The sequence below is a fragment of the Burkholderia sp. SR8 genome (assembly GCF_052851275.1).
In genome coordinates this window covers 24,590-44,762 of record NZ_JAULUC010000022.1, presented here as the reverse complement: position 1 = coordinate 44,762, position 20,173 = coordinate 24,590, and the positions used below count along the sequence as shown (strand labels likewise).

The window sequence follows — 20,173 nt, the reverse complement described above, 5'->3', positions numbered from 1 at the left end:
CTGCGCTGCCGTCCGCGTCGGACCGTGTGGCAATGGGCCGGCGCACGCGGCCGGCCGGTTTGCGATTCGGCGTTGATTCGCCGGTTTCGTTCTGGTCGTCGATGCAACCAACCTGCGCTGGCCAACAACGACGCGCACACCGTTACGCCACATCCTCGCTCAGCACCATCAACTGCGTATTGCCGCCCGCGGCGCTCGCGTTGACCGTCGTCACGCGCTCGCGAACGAGGTGCGTCCAGTCGTACATCCCGTGAACGTCCGGTTCGAGCACGAGCGCGCCGCCATCGGTCGCCGCGGCGCGAATCGCCGCGAGCCTCGACTCGTCGACGTCGGCCAGCACGACCGCAGGACGCACGCCCGCGACTTCGCCGCGTATCACGCGCAGCACATCGTCCGACTCGACGATCCGGCATTGGCCCGCAACACGCGCCGCCACGTCGCCGGCGATGGCGGACTTCAGCAGGATCACTTCGTTGCCGAACGCCGTCGCGGCGATGGCCTGTGCGATGACGGCACCGCTCGACGCGCCTGCGCACAGCACCTGGCCGCGGCCGAGCACCTCGATCGTGTTCTCTTCGCCCGTCAGCGCCGGCAAGCCGACCGGCGCGGTGTCCGCAATCAGCCGGGACAGCCGGATGTTCGCCTTCGCGATCACGTCGGCGGCCGCCAGTCGCCGCTCCGATGCCAGCGCGAACAGCGCGTCGACGCGCGCGCGGCTCGCCTGTTGCGCGTGCTGCAGCGCAGTCTGGCGCGGCACGAACCTGCGTTCGGCGGTCTGCACCGGAAACTCGTAGAACTTTTCGCTGGTGAGCGTCGGCGACGGCGCGAACGGTCCGGTTGCCGCCACGTACGAATCCGGCGTCTGCCGCGTCAGCGCGAACAGCGTCAGCGGGCCGCCCAGCATCGGGCCCGTACCGGAAGCCGCTACGCCGCCGAACGGCTGCATGCCGATAAACGCGCTGTGCATCGCGCGATTCACGCACACGCTGTTGGCCGTCGAACGGGACAGCAGCTGGCCCGCGGCCTCGTTGATCCGCGTATGCAGCCCGACGACACCGCAACCGATCGCGTTCAGGCGATCCAGCAGCGCGTCCATTTCACCGGTCTTCCAGCGCACGACGTGCAGCACCGGGCCCGCGAGCGTCAGGTCGAGCCCGGACAGCGCGTCCAGTCCGCCGACGTCGACGATCGCCGGCGTGACGAACAGCCCCTTCGGGCAATCGCCGGACACCGGCGCGCGCACGATCCTGAAACCGCGGCGCGCCATCTGCGCGAGATAGGTGTCCGCATGATCGCGGATCTTGCGCGACGCGACCGGACCGATGTCGGTCGCGGTGTCCAGCGGATCGCCGGTGCGGCGCTCGCTCAGCATCCCGGTCAGCATCCGCAGCACGGTATCGGCCGATGAATCCTGCAGGCACAGGACCCGCAGCGACGATGCGAGCTGGCCCGCATGCTTGAATGCCGACACCATCGCGTCCGAGATGACTTGTTCCGGCAACGCGGAACTGTCCACCACCATCGCATTGGCGCTGCCGACGGCGGCAATGAACTTCGCCGGATGCGCGCCCTGCGCGAGCTGCGCGGCGATCGTCTTCGCGACATGGGCCGTACCCGAGAAGAGCACGGCAGCAACCCGTGGGTCGGCCACGAGCGCGCGCCCGACATCCTGCCCCGTGCCGAGCAGAAGCTGGACGACGGCGTCGGGCATGCCGGCATCCGCGAACAGGCGGACCGCATCGTGCGCAACCAGCGCGCCGGCCGCCGAAGACGGCTTCGCGACCACCGCATTGCCGGCCGCAATCGCGGCCGCGATCTGGCCGACGATCGTCGCGAGCGGCGATGCCGCGGGCGTGATGCTCGCGACGACACCCAGCGGCTCCGCCGCCTCCAGACGACGGTCGGTGCGCAATTGATACGCATACAGACGACAGAGGTTGACCGACTTGCGAACCTCGTCGGCCGCTTCGGCCAGCGTCGCACCGCTTTCCAGCACGAGCAGCGCACCGAGTCGGTTCGCGCTCTTCTCGATCCGGTCGGCCGCCGCGTCGAGGCGTGCCGCGCGCTCGGCGGCCGGCGTGCGGCGCCATGTCGCCGTCGCCTGCATGGCAGCGTCGAGCGCGGCCGCGACGGCGTCGGACCGGCACGCGGCCACGCTGCCGATCACCGCGGACGAGTCGCTCGCACTGAACACCAGCGCGGTCGCATCGGACTGTACGTCCGGCGCGCCGGCGACGATCGATTGCGCGCTCGTGCGGTTCGTACGCAGCTCGGCAATCGCGGCATCGAATCCCGGCGACGCACCGAAGTTCAGCGCGCCGGCGTTGACGCGTCCCGGCAGCACACCAGTAGGCGCAACGATGCCCGCGTGCGGGCGGCCACCGGTGCGCGCCGCGCGTTCGACCGGGTCTTCGACGATATCGGCGATGCTGACCGCTTCGTCGACGATCTGGTTGACGAACGACGAGTTCGCGCCGTTCTCGAGCAGGCGGCGCACCAGGTACGCGAGCAGCGTCGCGTGCGGCCCGACCGGCGCGTAGATCCGGCACGCGCGCCCGAGCTTCGACTTGCCGACCACCTGGTCGTACACCGTCTCGCCCATCCCGTGCAGGCACTGGAATTCGAATTCCTGGTTGCCGCCGAGCGTGAACGCCGCGGCGAGCGAAAATGCATTGTGCGTCGCGAACTGCGGGAAGATCGCGTCCGGCGCGGCGAGCAACGCCTTCGCGCATGCGATGTAGCTGACGTCCGAGTGCACCTTGCGCGTGAACACCGGATAACCCGCGGCACCGGCATCCTGCGCGAGCTTGATCTCGGTATCCCAGTACGCGCCCTTCACCAAGCGGATGTTGATGCGGCGCCCGGTCGCGCGTGCCAGCGCGATGATCCAGTCGGCCACCGCGCGGCCGCGCTTCTGGTACGCCTGCAACGAAATGCCGATGCCGTTCCAGCCGCGCAGGCTCGGTTCGCGGCACAGCCGCTCCAGCATCTCGAGCGTCAGGTCGAAGCGTGCCGATTCCTCCTGGTCGAGGTGGAAGCCGATCTGGTAACGCTTCGCGAGCTCGGCCAGCTGCAGCAGCCGCGGATACAGCTCCGCAATCACGCGTTCGCGCTGCGGCAATTCGTAGCGCGCGTGCAGGCCGGAAATCTTCACCGATACGCCGGGGCCTTCGATCGGCCCGAGCCCTTTCGCGTCCTTGCCGATCGCCTCGATCGCATGCTTGTACGAGTTGAAGTACGCGAGCGCGTCCTCGTCGGTCAGTGCCGCTTCGCCGAGCATGTCGTACGTATAGCGATAGCCGCTCGCTTCATGGCCTTTCGCGACGCCGATCGCCTCCTCGATCGTCTGCCCGGTGACGAACTGCTTGCCGAGCATCCGCATCGCATACGCGACCCCGGCGCGCACGACCGTTTCGCCGCCCTTGCGCAGCACGCTCATCAGCGCTTCGGTCAATGCGGCATCGTCAGGCTTCTTCAACAGCTTGCCGGTCACCAGCAGCCCCCATGCGGTCGCATTGACGAAGAACGACGGCGACTTGCCGATATGCGCGCGCCAGTCCGCATCGACGATCTTGTCGCGGATCAGCTGGTTGCGCGTTTCGGTGTCCGGAATGCGCAGCATCGCTTCCGCGAGACACATCAGCGCGATCCCCTCGCGGCTGTCGAGCGAGAACTCCTGCGTGAGCAGATCGACGCCGCCCGCATCGATGCGCGCGTCGCGCACGCCCTGCGCGAGCTTGCTCGCGAGCGCCTGCGCCTTCGCGAGCGTCGGGCCGTCCATCCTGGCTTCCTGCATCAGCGCGTGGACGACGACCTGTTCCTCCATCGAGGAAGCGTCGACGATACGGCGGCGCAGTTCGCCCAGATCCGTCGAGACCGGTTGCATTGCTTTGAATTCCGTCAGCATTTTGATTGACCCACTGTTTGCTTCGACAATTTGTTTGGTTGCGCTTGCGCCGCGGCTCGCGTCGTTCAGCCCGCGTGGCCGCGCAGCCGTTCGGTGCGGCGCCGCAGCCATTCGAGCGTGACGAGCAGCAGCGTCGACACGACGACGAGCACGGTCGCGACGGCGAGGATGGTCGGGCTCAGCTGCTCGCGGATGCCGGCCCACATCTGCCGCGGAATCGTGCGTTGATCGGGGCCGGTCAGGAACAGCGCGACGACGATTTCGTCGAACGACGTCGCGAACGCGAACAGCGCGCCCGAGATCACGCCCGGCGCGATGATCGGCAGCTTCACCTGCCAGAACACGCGCATCGGCGATGCGCCGAGACTGCGGCCGGCGCGCGTGAGCGTCTCGTTGAAACCGGCGAGCGTGGCCGTCACCGTCACGACGACGAACGGCACACCGAGCGCCGCATGCGCGAGCGTCAGGCCGAACAGGCTGCTGGTCAGCCCCAGCGGGCTGAATGCGAAGTACACGCCGACCGCGGTGATGATCACCGGCACGATCATCGGCGACACCAGCACGCCGGTGATGAACGACTTGCCCTTCAGACGCGGATGCATCAGGCCGAGCGACGCCAGCACGCCGAGCGCGGTCGCGAGCAGCGTCGAGCACACGCCGACGATCGCCGTGTTGCGCAGCGCGAACATCCATTCGGCGCTGCCGAAGAATTCGTCGTACCAGCGCAGGCTGAACCCGGGCATCGGATAGGTGAAGTACGGCTGCGAATTGAACGACAGCGGCATCACGACCAGCACGGGCAGCACCAGGAACACGAGCACGAGCAGCGACAGCGCGACGTGCGCATAGCGGCCCGCACGCCCCCAGATCGTCACGTAGGCAGGAAAATTGAACATGGCTTCACCCCAGCTTCACGCCGGCACCGCCGGTCAGTCGAACGAACATTCCGTACACCAGCAGCACGCCCGCCAGCAGGATCGTCGCGAGTGCGCTCGCGAGCCCCCAGTTCAACGTCGTGTTCACGTGGTTCGCGATGTAGTAGCTCGCCAGCTGGTCTTCAGGGCCGCCGACGATCGCCGGCGTGATGTAGTAGCCGACCGCGAGGATGAAGGTCAGCATGCCGGCCGCGCCGACACCGGGCAGCGTCTGCGGGAAATACACCTGGAAGAACGAGCGGATCGGGCCGGCGCCGAGCGAGCGCGCCGCCTTCATGTACAGGTTCGGCACGCCCTTCATCACGCTGTACAGCGACAGGATCGCGTACGGCAGCAGGATGTGCGTCATCGCAACCAGCACGCCGAAGCGGTTGTAGATCAGCGGCAATGCGCTGTCCGTGACGCCGAGCCGGATCAGCCAGTCGTTGAGCACGCCGTTGGTCTGCAGCACGACGACCCACGCGGTCGTGCGCACGAGGATCGACGTCCAGAACGGCAGCAGCACCATGATCATGAACACGTTGCTGTAGCGCGCCGGGATGTTCGCGAGGAAGTAGGCGACCGGATACCCGAACAGCAGGCACAGCAGGCTCACCGAGATACTCACCCACGCGGTGCGCAGGAACACGCCGATATACAGGCGCTCGCCCTTCGACTGCAGCACGATGTCGCCCGTGGCGTCGCGCCGGAAGTCGAGCGCCTTCAGGTAATAACCGAACGTCCACGGCGACGATGCGTACTTGATGGTCGACCACGTGCGCAGCTCGTCCCAGCGCGGATCGATCGCGCTCATCCGTTCATGCCAGGTGCCGCCCGTGTCTTCGGCGAGATGCCGGGCCGTCTTCATCAACAGGCCGCGCATCCCGGTCTCGTCGTAGTTCAGCCGCGACGCGACGCGGCTGAGTCCCTCGCCCGCGCGGCTCGCGACCAGCTCCCTGGCGAACGTCGCGTACAGCTGCTCGTCCGGCAGCTTGCCGCCCTTCGGCTCCCAGGCACGCAGCATCGCGGCAGCCTGCGGCAGCTCCTGCGACACCGTCGGGTCGCGCAGGCTTTTCAGCAGCAGGCTGCCGATCGGAACGAGGAACGTCACGAGCAGAAAGGCCAGCAGCGGAAACATCAGCAGCATCGCCCTGATCTGCCCCGCCCGCTCGGTCCTGCGCAGTTTGGCCTTCAGCGCCTTCGAATCGGGAACGGCCACGTTCTCGATGCCGTGCGTCATCACCGTCATATCACTGGGAAGAATCATCATTTTCAGCGGTCGCTACCGCGCCTCCTGCTGTGAACAGTCGTCAGTCCGCTTGTTTCCGGATCGCCCGGCCTGCGAACCTCTGGTTCGAATCGTCCGTGTGGTTCGCTCGGACACATCCCGGTACATTCAGGACCGCCAACGATTGCTTTCTCATTGCTGTTGTGTCTGCACCCGATGTCTGCGCGGCGCCTCGCCGAGCCGTCCGCGTTGCTACGGCGAAACTACAGTGCCCGACACGCGTCGGCCATCCAGCCGATCGCGACGGAGTCGCCGACCCGCAGGTTGCGCGCCGCGCCGTCGTTCGGCAGCTTCACGATGAAGTCGTTGCGGCCGCAGACCTGCATCACGATGCGCAGGTGGTCGCCGTAATAGATCAGGTCCTTCACGCCGGCATCGAACACGTTGTCGCAGCCGCGCGCCTGCTCGCCGACCGCGATGCGCTCGGGGCGCAGCGACACGCTCGTGTTGCCGGACAGCTGGATCCCGCCGTTCGGGCACGCATGGATCGCATGCCCGCCGTCGAGCCGCACGACGCAGCGCTGGTGGTCGAGCGACGACACCACGCCGTTCAGTTCGTTGCTCTCGCCGATGAAGCGCGCGACGAACGCATTTGCCGGCTTCTCGTAGAGCTCGGACGGCGAGGCGAGCTGCTGGATGATCCCGTTGTTGAACACCGCGATCCGGTCCGACATCGTCATCGCCTCGCCCTGGTCATGGGTGACGTACACGACGGTCAGACCGCTCTGCTCGTGAATCTGCTTGATCTCGTACTGCATCTGTTCGCGCAGCTGCTTGTCGAGCGCGCCGAGCGGCTCGTCCATCAGCACCAGCGCGGGTTCGAACACGAGCGCGCGGGCCACTGCGATCCGCTGCTGCTGGCCGCCCGACAGTTGCGCAGGCATCCGGTGCGCGAACTTCTCCATGTTCACCATGCGCAGCGCGCGCATGACTTTCGTTTCGATGTCGCTTTTCGCGACCTTGCGCACCTTCAGCGGGAACGCGAGGTTCTCGGCCACCGACTTGTGCGGAAACAGCGCATAGCTCTGGAACACCATGCCGATGTTGCGGCGCTCCGGCGGAATCCGGTTGATCGGCTTGCCCTGCAGCAGGATCTCGCCGTGCGTCGCGGTCTCGAAGCCGGCCAGCATCATCAGGCAGGTCGTCTTGCCCGACCCGGACGGCCCGAGCATCGTCAGGAATTCGCCCTGCTCGATGTCGAGGTTGAGATTCTTCACGACCAGCGTTTCGCCGTCGTAGGTCTTCTGGACGTTCTTGAAAGAGACAATCGTCGACATCGTGTTCTCCAGTGGATCGGCGCAGGCGCATCGGCGCGTACCCGAATCCGATGCTTCGCGGGCGACCCGGACGGATGCTCTCGCGGCGTGTCGGGCGGGTCCGGTGCGCCTGCACCGGACCCGCCCCATGCGCCGCACCCGGATCCCGTGCGACGCGCCGACGAAGCGGTTCCTGCGTTACGCGCCGAAGCGCCACTCGCGCGGCGGCAGGTAGGTTTCCTTCACCACACGCGGCGACGCCCAGCGCAGCAGGTTCAGATACGAACCGGCCTTGTCGTTGGTGCCGCTCGCGCGGCCGCCGCCGAACGGCTGCTGGCCGATCATCGCGCCGGTCGGCTTGTCGTTCAGATACAGGTTGCCAGCCGCGTTGATCAGCGCGCCTTCCGCCTGATGCAGCGCGAAGCGGTCGGTGCTGAAAATGGAGCCGGTCAGCGCGTACGGGCTCGTCGCGTCGATCAGCTCGAGCGTATCGGCCCATGCGTTGTCGTCGTAGACGAACACCGACAGCACCGGGCCGAACAGCTCTTCCGTCATCAGCGCATGGCGCGGATCCGACACCTGCAGCACGGTCGGCTCGACGAAGTAGCCGGGATCCGACCACGTCTTGCCGCCGGCCACGATCGTCACGGCCGCATCCTCGCGCGCGGCACCCAGCACGCGGCTCAGCTTCTGATGCGACGCCTGCGAGATCACGGCGCCCATGAACGTGTCGGCGTCGGCGACATCGCCGACCTTCAGTTCCGCGAGGCGCTCGCGCAATTCCTTGCTCACCGCCGGCCACAGGCTCGCCGGGATATACGCACGCGATGCGGCGCTGCACTTCTGGCCCTGGTACTCGAATGCGCCGCGGATCAGCGCGATCGCGACTTCGGATGCGTGCGCCGATGCGTGTGCCAGCACGAAGTCCTTGCCGCCCGTCTCGCCGACCAGGCGCGGAATCGTGCGGAACGCATCGACCTTCGATGCGACGCCCTTCCACAGCGACTGGAACACGGCCGACGAGCCGGTGAAGTGGATGCCGGCGAGGTCGCGCGAAGCCAGCACCGCACGCGTCGTCATCTCGGCGTCGCCCGGCACGAAGTTGATCACGCCCGGCGGCAGACCGGCTTCCTCGAGCGCTTCGAAGAAGATGTAATTCGCGAGCGCCGATTTTTCGGACGGCTTCCACAGCACCGTGTTGCCCATGATCGCCGGCGCCGTCGTCAGGTTGCCGCCGATGGCCGTGAAGTTGAACGGCGAGATCGCATAGACGAAACCTTCGAGCGGGCGCCAGTCGGCGCGGTTGACCGCGGTCGGCACCGACAGCGGCTGCTCCGCATACACGCGCTGCGCGTTGAACGCGTTGAAGCGCAGGAAGTCCATCAGCTCGCACGCGCTGTCCGGCTCCGCCTGGTCGATCGTCTTGCTCTGGCCGAGCATCGTCGCCGCGTTGATCTTCACGCGCAGCCGCGTGCCGATGATTTCAGCGGCGCGATGCAGTATCGTCGCGCGGCTCGCATACGGCATGCTCGCCCAGTCGCGCGCCACCGACTTCGAACTCGCGATCGCATCGGCGACCTGCGCTTCCGTCGGGCGATGAATGCGCGCGAGCACACGCTGGTGATCGTGCGGCGCACGCACCTCGACGGTGTCGTTCGAGAAGAACTTCTTCCCGCCGATCACGGTCGGGATATCGACGATCTCGCGTTGCTCGAGGGCCTTGCTCAACGCAGCGGCGGCCGCGGTGCCCGGGCGGAACGAGACTTCCGGTTCGTTGGCCGGCAGCGGAAATTGTGGACCTGAACTCACGCTAACTCCTTATCAGAACGTTTCGATAAAACCGGTCGCGGGTGTCGCATGCGGCTGCGGGTTTTTCCCGTCGGGCGGTGCGGTTCGGCAGACCTTCCCGGACCGGTCACTTCAGTTTCGAGAGTAGTGGGTGCATAAAAACCGCCGCCCTTCTTCATCCCGACTTATGCAAAGAATCGGACATCGTTATGGAACGCCGTCGCTGAGCAGCGGTTCAGTCGGCAGGGCCGACGAAGTGGAATCCGATTGTCCCGGACACGCGCCCTCGCTGCGGCTCCTCTTTCAGCTAAGCTTGACACGCTGAACACACGTTCAGTTTCAATCGAGCTCTCGCAACTATATCGACTGTCGAACGCTGGTCAAAAACAATTTCATCGTGGAAATATAGGGGTTTACACGAATCAAAACACCCGGTTTCCACTGAAGATGACCGCCATCCATCCGATAATGGATGAACATTCGTTCAGCACTTTATTAATACCGCGCGGGAACGGCGCCGGGATGCGAATGAACAGTTGTTCAGGTCACGAAAATCGGCGCTATCATCGACGGCGCCGTTCATCGCGATGCGGCGACGACGGGCATCCAACCAGGAAGGGAACGGAGCGTGGAAACAAGCGACAACGACCTCGAGTGCATCCCCCGCGACGCGCGCCGCGACGAGTCGGCGCAGTACGAAGGCATGCGCATGAAGCTGATCAACTCGACGCTGGAAGTCGTCGGGCAGCTGGGGCTCGAGAATCTGACCATCCGCAAGGTGAGCGAACATGCGGGCGTGTCGGTCGGGCTCGCGCACCATCACTTCACCAACAAGGACAATCTCGTCTACAAGACGTTTCTGTACATGATCTGGCGAGTCCGCGCGCAGCTCACGGCCGGGCGACGCAATATCGCCGATCCGGTCGAGCGGATGAAGTTCACGGCGGACATGTGTTTCAGCGACGAAGTGATGAGCCCCGGTGCGGCGAACGTGTGGCCGCACATGTGGAGTTCGTCCGCGCACGACGACGAAGTGAAGCGGCTGTGCACCGCGTTTTCGCGGCGCCTGCGCTCGAACTTCATACACGACCTGCGACAGGCCGGCTGCGACCGCACGATGGCGACCATCTGGGCCATTCAGGCGATGGCACTCGTGCACGGGCTCTGGATCGAGCATCGCGTCGCGGCGACGATCACGCTCGATCAGGTGATCGGCATCTTCCACGGGATGATCGACGACGCGACCGGACAGAGCTGGCGGCAGAACCTGCGCCGCGCGGTCCGCTAGGATGCGCGCGGCGCGGGTCGGCCGGCGCCGGCATCACTCCGCGTCGGCAAGATAGACGTCGTCCTGCTTCAGCGACAGCGCCTTCGCGACGTCGCGCGACACCTGCCGCTCGTATGCGCGGCGCAGCAGGTCGTACAGATCTGCTGGAAGATGGCCGAGTTCGTTCTCGCGATACGACAGGAAAAACGACCGGCTCAGCGTCGCATACGGCCGCCCGTGGCGCGAGAAGCTCGTCAGCGGCACGACCTTGATGTCGGGCGCGTAGTGCCGCGATTGCCACACGCAAAGCGGCGTCGTGATCGCAAAGCCGAGCCCGGCGGCCACGAGACTGAGCACCGGATCCGTCGCATCGAATTCGCACGATCGCTCGATGTTTTCCGCATGGGCGGCCAGATACGCGTCGATGTGCTGGCCGATGACCGAACGCGCGCTGTAGCGGATGAACTGCAGGTGCTTGCTCAGTTCCGCGAGCGTCGTGAAGCGGTCGACTTCGAAGCCTTTCGGCAGCACGACGAAGTACGGCTCGGAAAACAGCTTCTGCTTGCGAATGCCGAGCGCCGGCGTGGAACCGCTCGTCGTCACGGCGACGTCCAGCTGACGCGCTTCCAGCTGCGCGTCGAGCGTCGGCGTGATGCCCGACCACAGCCGAATCTGGTGCGACGCGCCCGACAGCGCCTTGATGATGATCGGCCCGATCGTCGCGGCAAACGAATCGACGCATCCGAGCCGCACGACCACACGCTTGGCGCGCGACACATTGCGCACGCTCTCCACCATCTGGTCGGCGCCCTGCAGCAACACCGTCGCGTGTTCGAACAGCCGCTGGCCGGCCGCGGTCGGCCGCGCGGGACGCGTCGCACGGTCGAGCAGCGTGGTATCGAGCAGCGTCTCGAGCGCCTTGATGCGTTGCGACACCCCGGCTTGCGAGATGTTCAGCCGGTCGGCCGCATCGGAGATGGAACCGGCTTCCACCACCGCGAGCCAGCTGGCAAGGAGATCCCAGTCGGGATACCGCTCGGGTCCGCTGTCTTTCATGGTCGGCATCAACGTGACAGATGAGGTAGCACGATAGCGCGCCCGTTCGAATTCGTCACGTGGATGGCCCCGTTGCCGAGCCGGCGCGCGCGGCCCGGTCCGGCGTACGCGACAGCGGCAGCTCGTCGAGCAGCCCGGCGAGCACCGCCGCGAACTCATCGACCGCCGACGTACCGGCCGGCGGCGCCGTGCACGCCTCGCGCCAGTTCCCCGCGACCTCGACTTCGACGACGTGAATGCCGTCGGCGGGACACCCGTAGTGCTGCGCCGCGAACGAATCCGCGAGTTGACCGTTCACCACCCACGACCGCCCGCTGCGCTGCACCGTCTGCGTGAGCGCGGTCACGAGCCGCCTGCTGGACGAAGCCCCGTGGTTCGTGCCGACGTTGCAGTCCGACGCGCGATAGGCAGCGCGATACGGCGCCAATCGCGAGCCCGCATGCGACACCAGCAGCAGCACGTCGTCGTGCGCCGCGCGCAGGCGTTGCAGCTCCGCGCGCAATGCGTCGTGATACGGCACCCAGTACCGCGATATGCGCCGCCGCACGTCCGCTTCCGACGGCTCGCCCGCCTCGCCGTACAGCACGTCGCCCGACGGCGAATGCGTGCGGCACAGCACGTTGCGTCCGAGTTCGGAGCCGACCGCCTGACTGTCCGCGGCCGCATTGACGTCGATCACGCACGGATGCGCGCGCGCCGCGATGCACGAGATCCGCAGATTGGCGGCCGCTTCGAGAAACCGCTCGCCGGCCGGATCGGCCGGACGCGCGTGCACCGATTGCCACGCGGGCGACCGCATCAGTTCGTCCGGAACCGCCGTCCCGACATGGGGCGCCGCAACCAGGACAGGCCGGTCGCCCCGATAGATCCGATCGTAGGCTTCATCGTGCATCGGGCGCCTCGCTTTCATGTCCGGGGCGCACGGCCGCCGATCGACAGCCCGTTCGCCCACCCTGTTTCATTCCATTGGCCGACAGTACCGGCCGCGCGCGACGCCCGCGCGATCGTAAGCGCTGCTTTAGCTAAACATAAGCAGCAGTTGCGAAGAAACCGCCCAATTTCGGCCACAGCACGATGGCTTCGCGACCGGAATGTACGATCGCCGGCCGCGGGATCGCGGGATTAGCTGCCTATAACAATCGCGGAGACATCTGCACTTTTCTGATGAGGATTCAAATGAGTATCTCGCTGAAGACGTTAGCGCTGGTCGCCATGGGATTGGCGACCGTTCATGCCACTGCATCCGAACTGGTGTTCGCAAGCTGGGGCGGCTCGTACCAGGACGCGCAGAACGCGACTGCCGTCCGGCCATTCGCGGCGCAGTCGGGCGCGAAGGTAAAGCTCGACACCTATAACGGCGGTATCGCGCAGATCCGCAGCCAGGTCGAGACGAACAACGTGACGTGGGACGTCGTCGACATGCAGCTGGCCGACGCCACGCGCGCGTGCGACGAAGGCCTGCTGGAGAAAGTCGGCTCCGTCACGCTGCCGGCCGGGAAAAACGGCGCCGCGGCGAAATCCGACTTCCTGCCCGGCGGCGTGTCGGACTGCATGATCGGCAACGTTTCGTGGTCGACGATGATCACGTACAACAAGAACGCGTTCAAGAGCGGCGAACCGACGAAGATCGCCGACTTCTTCGACCTGAAGAAATTTCCGGGCAAGCGCGGCCTGCGCAAGTCGCCGGAAGGCGCGCTCGAATGGGCGCTGCTTGCCGACGGCGTGCCGGCCGCGAACGTCTACAAGACGCTCGCCACGCCGGAAGGCCTGCAGCGCGCGTTCAGGAAGCTGGATACGATCAAGTCGTCGATCGTCTGGTGGGAGGCCGGCGCGCAGCCGCCGCAGCTGCTGGCCGACGGCGAGGTGTCGATGACGAGCGCCTATCCGAACCGGATCCTGACCGCCGTCATGCAGGACAAGAAACCGTTCGGGTTCCTCTGGGATGGCGAGGTCAAGAACATCGAAGGCTACGCGATCGTGAAAGGCTCGAAGAACCTGAAGGCCGCGCAGGACTTCATCCGCTTCTCGACGTCGACCGAAGCGCTGGCCAAGCTGTCGTCCGCGACGGCGCTCGGGCCGATGCGCCAGTCGTCGATCCCGCTCGTCGATCCGAAGATGCTGCCGTACCTGCCGACCGCGCCGCAGAACCAGAAGAACGCCGTCGACGTCAACGTCCCGTTCTGGGCCGACCATTCCGACGACCTGAACCAGAAGTTCGCCGTGTGGCTCGGTCAGAAGTAAGCCGTCGAACGCGCGGGTAGCGCGCTGCGCCGGGTGCGGTGCGATGCAGGATGATCGTCCGCCCTACCCGGCCTCGCATCGCGCACCGCACCCGCGATGCGAGGCCCCGCGCATACGATCATGCCGTCACGGGCCGCGGCGCGCGGCGCTCGACGATCGGCGCATGGCCGAACTCCTTCCGATACGCCTTGCTGAACGTGCACGCCGACGGAAATCCGCAGCGCGCCGACACATCGCCGACGAAATCGTTGCCGCGTCGCAGCAGTTCCCGTGCGTGCCGCAGGCGAACGCTTCGGTAGTAGTCGCGCGGCGACACGTTCAGATGTTCCTTGAACACGCGCTGCAACTGCCGTTCCGACAGCCCGACCAGCCGCGCGATTTCGGTGAACGTCAGCGGCTCCTCGACGTTGGCTTCCATCAGCTTCACCGCTTCCACCAGATCGTCGCGCGTCGACTCGAGACGCGCACACACCGGTATCGGCTGCGATTCGTTCACGCCGCGCAGCCGGCTGACGACGAGATGCTTCGACACGTCGACGACGAGATGCGGACCGAAGTCGCTCGACATCAGCGTGAGCATCATGTCCATCGGCGCGATGCCGCCCGTACACGTGATCCGGTCGCGATCGATCACGAACAGCGCGTCCGTGATCTCGACATCGGGAAACTCGGCACGCAGCGCGTACAGGTCGGCCCAGTGCGCCGCGCACCGGTACCGGTCGAGCAGGCCTGCGCTCAGCAGCGCATACGCGCCGCTGCACAGCGCGCCCATCGCGATCCGGCGCCTGGCGAGCGCGCTCAGTGCGTGCCGGGTGCGCGCGTCGACCATCTCGCGGATCCGCGTCCCGCCGCACACGATCATCACGTCGGGCAGCGGACCCGACACGTCGAGCGCCTGCGTGGGCCGCATCGCGATGCCGTTGCTGGCTTCGACCGGGTTGCCGTCGATGGAAAACACCGTCCACCGATAGTGTTCGGTACGGTCGACGTAGTTCGCGACGCGCAGCGCTTCGATCGCGTGCGTCAACGCGATCATCGAATACGACGGCAGCGTGAGAAAGCCGAAATGGCGCGGACGTGAAGCGAGGAAAGCCGGGGTATCGAACACGTTGGCAATACCGGAAGGACGACGGGTCGACGGGTGTCGGGCGAGGCGGGGCGCGCCGATCCGGCTCGGGATCGGCGCGTATCGGGACGACGAACCGCTACAGATCGAGCACGAGATCCGACGTGGGACGGCTGCAGCACATCAGGCGCAGCCCCTTGTCGATTTCGCGCTGACGAATCCCGCCGTTGTGCTGCATGTCGACCGTGCCGTCGAGCACCGCGGTCTTGCAGGTTCCGCAAATGCCCTGGCTGCACGACGACGGCAGCGCGACGCCGGCCTTGCGCGCGGCCGACAGTACCGTCTCCGCCCCGCTCATCGGAAAGGTCTTGCCCGACTTCGCGAGGCGCACCGTATATGTGCGCACGGCCGCCGCCGGTTGCGGCGCATCGGCCGCGCCCGCGGCCGGCTCGACCGTTTCCGCGAAGTTGAAGCTTTCCTGGTGATAGCGGGCCGGATCATGCCCGCCCTGCGCGAGCAGGGCCTGCGCGGCGTTCATGTAGCCCGCGGGGCCGCACGTGAAGACTTCGCGGTCGCGATAGTCGGGAACGTGCCGTTGCAGCAGCTCGAGGCTCAACCGGCCGGTCGGCCCGCACCAGTCCGGCTCGGATCCGAGCGCCTCGCAGACGTGGATCACCTTGAGACGGTCGGCTTCCGCGCTCAGCCGCTCGAGCTCGTCGCGAAACACGATGTCGGCGGGTGTTCGCGCGCTGTGCACGAACACGATGTCGCGATTCAGTCCGAGGTCGATCGCCGCTCTCGTCATCGACATCAGCGGCGTCACGCCCGATCCGGCGGACAGGTAAAGCACCTTCGCGGCCGGCCCGGAGGACGGCGTGAAAATGCCGGACGGCCCGAATGCACGCAGCTCGACACCCGGCTTCATGTTCGCATGCAGCCAGTTCGACATCACGCCGCCCGGCGTGCGCTTGACCGTGATCGACAACGTGTACGGCCGCGTCGGCGGCGACGACACCGTATAGCAGCGGCTGACCGGCACGCCGTCGACGTCGGCCGACACCGTGATGAACTGGCCGGGCTCGAAGCTGAACGGACGCCCGTCTTTCGCGCTGAACACGAAGCTGCGGACGTCGTGCGTCTCGTCGCGCACGCGGCAGCACACCAGCGTCTTCTGTTCGCTGCTGTCCCACTGGACGTCCGCGCGTTCCCAGGTAGCGGGGTCCGACAAGCGATCGGTCGCCGCGGCGGCCGCATCGGCCACGCAAAAGTTCTCTCTGACTGTCATGACGATACTCAGATGCCGTGAGCCTTCAGGCGCGCGTCGTACCACCGCGCGAACTGATCGAGCGCGCCTTCGGTGTACGTCGAGTACGGGCCCGGGACATACGCGGGATCCTGCGTCCCGCTATGCGTGATCGCGACGAGGTCGGCGTCCTGCCGGGTCGTGGCGTCCCACACTTCGGTCAGCGTCTTGACGTCGTAGTCGACGCCTTCGACCGCATCCGCGTGCACGAGCCACACCGTGCGCACCACCGTCTTGTCCGGCGCGATCGGCAGGATGTACGCGACGACCGCGTGATCGCTCATCACGTGCGTCCACGAATGGTGGGTCCACATGTGCACGTCGCCGAGATCGCGGCGCGGCAGATCGCCGAGCAGCTTCGTGCACGCGACCTTGGTGTCCATCGTCTGCGATTCGCACGCGCCGGCGATCACGAGCCGCTGCGAGCGGAAATTCGTCTGGACGCTCTCGTCGACCGATTCGAACGCCTCGCAGATATAGCCGTCCTCTTCCCACTCCTTCTTGCGCGCGGCATTGTGCGCGAGATACGCGTCGTAGTCGCGCAGCGCTTCCTCGCTCTGGCCGTCCGGGCAGAAGCCGAAGTCGTGCGCGAGGAACGATTGCGTGAGTTCCGGGTGCGTACCGCCGCAGTGGTAGCACTCGCGGTTGTTCTCCATCACGAGCTTCCAGTTGCCGTTCTCGACGATGGTCATCTCGTGCGCGATCTTCGTGCGCTGCATGTCGTGCGGCGCGAAGCGCGGCGTCATCACCGACTCGAGCTTCGAGAAATCCTCAGGCGCGTCGTCGGCGAGGCAGACGAACACGTGCGCGCCGACCACCTTCACGTGCACCGGGATCAGGCTGCGGCACTTCGTGTCGAATTCCTTGCCCATGTGCGTCGCGTGCTTGAGGCTGCCGTCCAGGTCGTACGTCCACTGGTGATACGGGCAAACCAGCATGCCGACGGTGGCCTTCGTCGCACTCTTCATCAGGCGCGCGCCGCGGTGGCGGCACACGTTGCGGTACGCACGGATGTTCTCGTCGTCGTCGCGCACGATCAGGATCGACGACTTGCCGATATCGACCGCGTAGACGTCGCCCGGCTCCGGCACGTCGGCCGTCACCGCGACGAAGATCCACAGCTTCTCGAAGAACACCTCGACGTCCGTCTCGAACACGTCCTGTCGGCCCAGCAGCCCGGCCGGCAACCCGTGCCCGGGTTTGCGGCTGTCGAGCAGTTCGCGGTGGCTCTTGAGCGGAATGGCAGACATCGTACTCCTCCAATGGGGTTGATTTTCGCTATGCTTTTTTCAAACTTTGAGCGAAGTATTGGAGGGGCAATTTCACCCGTCAACGCGCTATATTTTCTCGTTCGCATTACTTTAGGTTATGCAAGAACGCACGCGGCGCCGGCCCCTTGGTTAACCCGGATTCGTGCGACGCAAACCTGCCATTGGGTACCCGTTTTCATCGCAACGTCGGCGACTTGACCGGTACAATTTGGAGACAGACGATTCGCCCCCGCCGCACGAAAAACAGACTCAAATGACGAAAGGAACAAAAGGATATCGGCGGATCGTCCCGTCGCTGACTGCCCTGGTCGAATTCGAAGCGGTCGCCCGCCTCGGCAGCTTCACTCACGCGGCGGCCGAACTCGGCGTGACGCAGGCGGCGGTCAGCCGGCAAGTGCGCTTTCTCGAGGAAACGCTCGACGTGCGCCTGTTCCATCGTCTGCACCGTTCGATCTCGCTGACCAACGAAGGCGAAATGCTCTATCTCGCGGTCGCGGAATCGATGCAGCGGATCGCCGGCGCGTTCGACCGCCTGTCGACGGGCGCCGACCAGCAGGAGCTCGTGCTCGCGTCGACTGCGCCGTTCGCGCAGTTCCGCCTGCTGCCGAGGCTGCCGAAGCTCAAGCACCTGAACCCGCCGTTGAAGCTGCGGCTGACGACGCAGATGTTTACCGCGGACCTTCGGCATGTCGAAGTCGACGTCGCGGTGCGCTACGGCGACGGCAAGTGGGCGGACGGGACGTCGATCCTGCTGTTCGACGAAGAAGTGTTCCCGGTGTGCTCGCCGGCGTTCCTCGAGGAAAACGGGATGCCGGCATCAGTCGAGGCGCTCGGCGCGCTGCCGCTGGTCGAATCCGACTCGACGTCGGAAGGCTGGATGGGTTGGGAAGCGTGGTTCCGCTCGGTCGGCTACCGGCCGGCCAAGCTCAACTACGCGCTGCGCTGCAGCCTCTACACGGATGCGGTACAGGCGGCCCGATACGGACAGGGCGTCGCGCTCGGCTGGAGCCGGCTCGTGCACGACCTGCTGGCGACCGGCGAGCTGGTCCGGATGCCGCTCGGGTCGTGCAAGACGAGCGACGCCTATTTCGTCATCGTGCCGCACGGCCGTTCGTTGACGCCCGCGGTCACCCAGTTGATCGACTGGTTGCGCGAGGAACTGCCGGTTCGGTAACGCGCCCTCGCCGGCTCGATTGCCGCCGGCGATCGCGATTCGCAAGGCATCGGCAGCATGCCGCCTGCTTCTGTCGCGCGCGGTCGAGCGCGACGACATCGCGGCCATCGTCGAGCGCGGACCTTCGCATAACTTAATGTAATGCGATCATGAAAATATAGCGCGTTGACCGACCTTTTCGGCGTTTCGATACTGCTTCAAAGGACCCGCCGGCGCCCGGAGCGGCACGCGCGGCGCTGCCACGAGTCCGGACGGATCCATAACGACGAACTGGAGGAGCAATGTCAGCGGTCAGTACGCTTCATGCGGCGACAACGATGCAAACGAACGGGGCCGCCAGCGTTCCGGACGATCTGATGGAGCGCGTGCGCGCGTATCGCATCGAGCGGGTCAGGAAGGAACTCGTTCAGCGGGACTGTCCGGCCATCGTCCTGTACGACCCGGTCAACATCCGCTATGCGACCGATACGTCCAACATGCAAGTCTGGACCGGGCGCAACCCGACGCGCTACGTGATCGTGTTTGCGCACGGGCCCGTCATCGGTTTCGAGTTCCACAACTGCGAGCACGTGTGGAACGACAGCACGCTCGACGTCGAGCTGCGCGGCGCCACCTGCTGGAATTACTTCAGCGCGGGCCCCGAATCGACGCGCAAGGCCCGCCAATGGGCGCGCGAAGTCGCCGGCCTGCTGCGCCAGCACACGCCGTCGGAGATGCGCATCTCGGTCGACCGGCTCGATCCCGAGGGCGTGTACGCGCTGCAGCAGGAAGGCGTCCACGTGGCCGACGGGCAGGCGTTGATGGAACACGCGCGCGCCGTGAAATCCGCGGACGAACTGCAATTGATCAGGACGGCCGTCGACGTGTGCGAGCAAGGCATCCGGCGCATGCACAACGTGTTGACGCCGGGCATGACCGAACAGGATCTGTGGGCCCACCTGCACTACGAGAATATCCGGCTCGGCGGCGAATGGATCGAAACGCGGCTGCTCGCATCGGGGCCGCGCACCAATCCGTGGATGCAGGAATGCAGCGCGCGCACCATGAAGCAGGGCGAGCTGATCGCGTTCGATACCGATCTCGTCGGCCCGTTCGGCTATTGCGCGGACATCTCGCGGACCTGGACCGTCGGCCACGTGCGCCCGACCGACGCGCAGCGCCGGCTCTACGCCGCCGCGTACGCGCAGTTGACGACCAACATGGATCTGCTGCGCCCGGGCATGGCGTTCAGCGAGTTCGCCGAGCGCAGCTGGAACGTGCCGCACGCGTATCGAAAGAACCGCTACAGCTGCCTCGCGCACGGCATCGGCATGGTGGACGAATATCCGTCCGTCGCGTACTACATGGATTGGGACAGCGCCGGCTACGACGGCACGTTCGAGAGCGGAATGACCTTGTGCATCGAAAGCTATATCGGTGCGGAAGGCGGCGACGAAGGCGTCAAGCTCGAGCAGCAGGTGCTGCTGACCGAAACCGGGTGCGTGCCGTTGTCGACGTTCCCGTTCGAAACGGACTGGCTGTAAGCAATGCGGTCACGCGACGGCCACGGGCAGGTGCTCGCTGGCTGTCGCGAACGCCTTCCATCGATCCCGCGCCGTCGTCGGCGCGATACAAACGACAACGGCCGCATCCGAAGCGAAGC

General features: G+C 66.0%; 14 protein-coding genes. 4 read left to right on the top strand and 10 right to left on the bottom strand.

Annotation, left to right across the window (positions count from 1 at the left end; translation table 11 throughout):
• Nucleotides 1-142: 142 nt before the first annotated feature.
• From putA to pruA, 5 genes are all read right to left on the bottom strand, one after another.
• Nucleotides 143-3,886 carry a bifunctional proline dehydrogenase/L-glutamate gamma-semialdehyde dehydrogenase PutA gene (gene putA / locus Q3A80_RS24190; RefSeq protein ID WP_446331389.1) on the bottom strand — a complete coding sequence of 1,248 codons (3,744 nt, stop codon included), beginning with the start codon at nt 3,884-3,886 and terminating at the stop codon, nt 143-145.
• An 86-nt stretch (nt 3,887-3,972) separates the two neighbouring features.
• On the bottom strand, nt 3,973-4,803 hold the full coding sequence (locus Q3A80_RS24185; RefSeq protein WP_446331388.1) for an ABC transporter permease: 831 nt from the start codon (nt 4,801-4,803) through the stop codon (nt 3,973-3,975).
• 4 nt (nt 4,804-4,807) lie between these two features.
• A complete protein-coding gene (locus Q3A80_RS24180; RefSeq protein ID WP_446331387.1) occupies nt 4,808-6,088 on the bottom strand; it encodes an ABC transporter permease in 1,281 nt (426 codons plus the stop codon).
• A gap of 224 nt (nt 6,089-6,312) precedes the next feature.
• Nucleotides 6,313-7,386, bottom strand: a complete 1,074-nt coding sequence (locus Q3A80_RS24175; RefSeq protein ID WP_446331386.1) for an ABC transporter ATP-binding protein — start codon at nt 7,384-7,386, stop codon at nt 6,313-6,315.
• 177 nt (nt 7,387-7,563) lie between these two features.
• Nucleotides 7,564-9,174 (bottom strand): L-glutamate gamma-semialdehyde dehydrogenase, encoded by a 1,611-nt coding sequence (gene pruA, locus Q3A80_RS24170; protein WP_446331385.1) that lies wholly within the window; start codon nt 9,172-9,174, stop codon nt 7,564-7,566.
• Nucleotides 9,175-9,781: 607 nt separating this feature from the next.
• Between pruA and Q3A80_RS24165 the strand changes: the two genes are divergently transcribed.
• Complete coding sequence (locus tag Q3A80_RS24165; RefSeq protein WP_446331384.1) at nt 9,782-10,441, top strand: TetR family transcriptional regulator C-terminal domain-containing protein; 660 nt, start codon at nt 9,782-9,784, stop codon at nt 10,439-10,441.
• A gap of 33 nt (nt 10,442-10,474) precedes the next feature.
• Here Q3A80_RS24165 and Q3A80_RS24160 read toward each other — a convergent pair whose 3' ends face one another.
• Nucleotides 10,475-11,485: a LysR family transcriptional regulator gene (locus Q3A80_RS24160; protein ID WP_446331383.1), complete on the bottom strand. Its 1,011-nt coding sequence runs from the start codon at nt 11,483-11,485 to the stop codon at nt 10,475-10,477.
• 46 nt (nt 11,486-11,531) lie between these two features.
• Nucleotides 11,532-12,368: an N-formylglutamate amidohydrolase gene (locus Q3A80_RS24155; protein WP_446331382.1), complete on the bottom strand. Its 837-nt coding sequence runs from the start codon at nt 12,366-12,368 to the stop codon at nt 11,532-11,534.
• A 284-nt stretch (nt 12,369-12,652) separates the two neighbouring features.
• Between Q3A80_RS24155 and Q3A80_RS24150 the strand changes: the two genes are divergently transcribed.
• Nucleotides 12,653-13,717, top strand: a complete 1,065-nt coding sequence (locus tag Q3A80_RS24150) for a polyamine ABC transporter substrate-binding protein (RefSeq protein ID WP_446331381.1) — start codon at nt 12,653-12,655, stop codon at nt 13,715-13,717.
• A gap of 118 nt (nt 13,718-13,835) precedes the next feature.
• Here Q3A80_RS24150 and Q3A80_RS24145 read toward each other — a convergent pair whose 3' ends face one another.
• From Q3A80_RS24145 to Q3A80_RS24135, 3 genes are all read right to left on the bottom strand, one after another.
• On the bottom strand, nt 13,836-14,825 hold the full coding sequence (locus Q3A80_RS24145; RefSeq protein WP_446331380.1) for a GlxA family transcriptional regulator: 990 nt from the start codon (nt 14,823-14,825) through the stop codon (nt 13,836-13,838).
• A 97-nt stretch (nt 14,826-14,922) separates the two neighbouring features.
• Nucleotides 14,923-16,068, bottom strand: a complete 1,146-nt coding sequence (locus Q3A80_RS24140; protein ID WP_446331379.1) for a 2Fe-2S iron-sulfur cluster-binding protein — start codon at nt 16,066-16,068, stop codon at nt 14,923-14,925.
• Nucleotides 16,069-16,076: 8 nt separating this feature from the next.
• Nucleotides 16,077-17,336 carry an aromatic ring-hydroxylating oxygenase subunit alpha gene (locus tag Q3A80_RS24135; RefSeq protein WP_446331378.1) on the bottom strand — a complete coding sequence of 420 codons (1,260 nt, stop codon included), beginning with the start codon at nt 17,334-17,336 and terminating at the stop codon, nt 16,077-16,079.
• A 274-nt stretch (nt 17,337-17,610) separates the two neighbouring features.
• On the opposite strand from Q3A80_RS24135, the gene Q3A80_RS24130 reads away from it, so the two are divergent.
• Nucleotides 17,611-18,531 (top strand): LysR substrate-binding domain-containing protein, encoded by a 921-nt coding sequence (locus tag Q3A80_RS24130; protein WP_446331377.1) that lies wholly within the window; start codon nt 17,611-17,613, stop codon nt 18,529-18,531.
• A gap of 281 nt (nt 18,532-18,812) precedes the next feature.
• Nucleotides 18,813-20,054, top strand: a complete 1,242-nt coding sequence (locus Q3A80_RS24125; RefSeq protein ID WP_446331376.1) for a M24 family metallopeptidase — start codon at nt 18,813-18,815, stop codon at nt 20,052-20,054.
• The last annotated feature ends 119 nt before the right edge of the window (nt 20,055-20,173 follow it).

Excerpts from the sequence above, each read along its gene's own strand:
- putA (WP_446331389.1), bottom strand. The coding sequence starts at position 3,886 with ATGCAACCGGTCTCGACGGATCTGGGCGAACTGCGCCGCCGTATCGTC.
- Q3A80_RS24185 (WP_446331388.1), bottom strand. The coding sequence starts at position 4,803 with ATGTTCAATTTTCCTGCCTACGTGACGATCTGGGGGCGTGCGGGCCGC.
- Q3A80_RS24180 (WP_446331387.1), bottom strand. The coding sequence starts at position 6,088 with ATGATTCTTCCCAGTGATATGACGGTGATGACGCACGGCATCGAGAAC.
- Q3A80_RS24175 (WP_446331386.1), bottom strand. The coding sequence starts at position 7,386 with ATGTCGACGATTGTCTCTTTCAAGAACGTCCAGAAGACCTACGACGGC.
- Q3A80_RS24160 (WP_446331383.1), bottom strand. The coding sequence starts at position 11,485 with ATGCCGACCATGAAAGACAGCGGACCCGAGCGGTATCCCGACTGGGAT.
- Q3A80_RS24155 (WP_446331382.1), bottom strand. The coding sequence starts at position 12,368 with ATGCACGATGAAGCCTACGATCGGATCTATCGGGGCGACCGGCCTGTC.
- Q3A80_RS24150 (WP_446331381.1), top strand. The coding sequence starts at position 12,653 with ATGAGTATCTCGCTGAAGACGTTAGCGCTGGTCGCCATGGGATTGGCG.
- Q3A80_RS24140 (WP_446331379.1), bottom strand. The coding sequence starts at position 16,068 with ATGACAGTCAGAGAGAACTTTTGCGTGGCCGATGCGGCCGCCGCGGCG.
- Q3A80_RS24135 (WP_446331378.1), bottom strand. The coding sequence starts at position 17,336 with ATGTCTGCCATTCCGCTCAAGAGCCACCGCGAACTGCTCGACAGCCGC.
- Q3A80_RS24130 (WP_446331377.1), top strand. The coding sequence starts at position 17,611 with ATGACGAAAGGAACAAAAGGATATCGGCGGATCGTCCCGTCGCTGACT.
- Q3A80_RS24125 (WP_446331376.1), top strand. The coding sequence starts at position 18,813 with ATGTCAGCGGTCAGTACGCTTCATGCGGCGACAACGATGCAAACGAAC.